Here is a 1,165-nt window from a genome sequence, read left to right on the forward strand (position 1 = left end):
GAGGCATCCGCCTCCAGCACGACCTTCGCCACCGGATAGCGCCAGTCGTTCTTCGTGTTGTCGGCGGCGGCGTCGATGCCGGCTACGATGACTGCGCCGAGGATGCCGCCGTTGACGCCGCTGGCCAGGCGGGCCTGGCGCGTGGCGTCGAATGGCGCGACCGTGATCATGCGCTTCTGGTAGCCGGGCTTCTGGCAGGTCACGGCGAGCGTGCTCGACTGGCCGCGATACAGCGGCACGCGCACCTTTGCGGGGCTGGTCATGGAGGCAGTGAAGCCGCTCGCTTCCAGCAGGCAGGAGGCCCCGGCCATCTCGACCTCGCCGCTCTGGTTGGGATTGTGGAACGTCCGCACCTCCACGAGCTGGTCACCCGCGAACTCGGGCACGCTTGCATCGGTCCGGCGCTTCTGCTCGTAGACGTCGATCCCGCGGCTGCCCGTGGTCGACCTGATGTCGGTCACATTGTTGACCGCGAGCGGCGCGGCACAGCCGCCAAGACACGCCCCTCCGAGGATGGCCAGCCAGGTCGCCAGCCAACGCGAACAGTTCATTTCAGCCCCCACACAGTATCCCCACTGTCGTTGACGCCTGGGGTAGCAAGGCCCGATCCGGCGAACAATAGCTGCAACCTCGGGGGGAATAGAACGACTAACAAAAACCGACCTACGTTGCTGGCGGGACACAGTCGCGTTCGTCTATTAGTCCGTGGACGTTCAAGATCGTGGTGGCGCGATCGATGCCCGCTCCGGTTGTAATGGCATCCGGGCATCCATGAGGGCGGAGACCGGACCATGGTGCGACGGCGCTGCGCTTTCAAGCAGGGATGGCCGAGAGGATGCGCCGAGACACGCGTTTCATCAGGCCGCTCAAGGCGATCACCGCTGTCCAGTCCCCGGCGTGAAAATATTTTGCTTCCATTTTTCCGAATTTCATGATTGACTGCCCGCATCCCGTGCTCCTCGAGAGGGGCGGATCGCGATCGTCACGGACGTTGGGCGCGGGGAGCGGTGGCCGCGGCGGGCTGCAGCGCGCGCGATGCGTGCGGACGAACAACCGGTCGCGGACGTGAAATCGCGTGGTCCTGGCGCCCCGAAGCTGGCGCCAAGTCCTGGGGGATGATGACCCCTTGGACGACGGTGGCTACCAAGCCGGACACCGGGGAGAT

The 1,165-nt window shown here is 65.4% G+C and carries 1 protein-coding gene; it reads right to left on the bottom strand.

What is annotated here, in order from left to right:
- Nucleotides 1-551, bottom strand: a 551-nt coding sequence (locus BRAS3809_RS24770; protein ID WP_240535762.1) for a hypothetical protein, incomplete at its 3' end; no start/stop codon positions are given.
- Nucleotides 552-1,165 lie beyond the last annotated feature (614 nt).

The organism is Bradyrhizobium sp. STM 3809 (genome assembly GCF_000239795.1).
Taxonomy (GTDB): domain Bacteria; phylum Pseudomonadota; class Alphaproteobacteria; order Rhizobiales; family Xanthobacteraceae; genus Bradyrhizobium.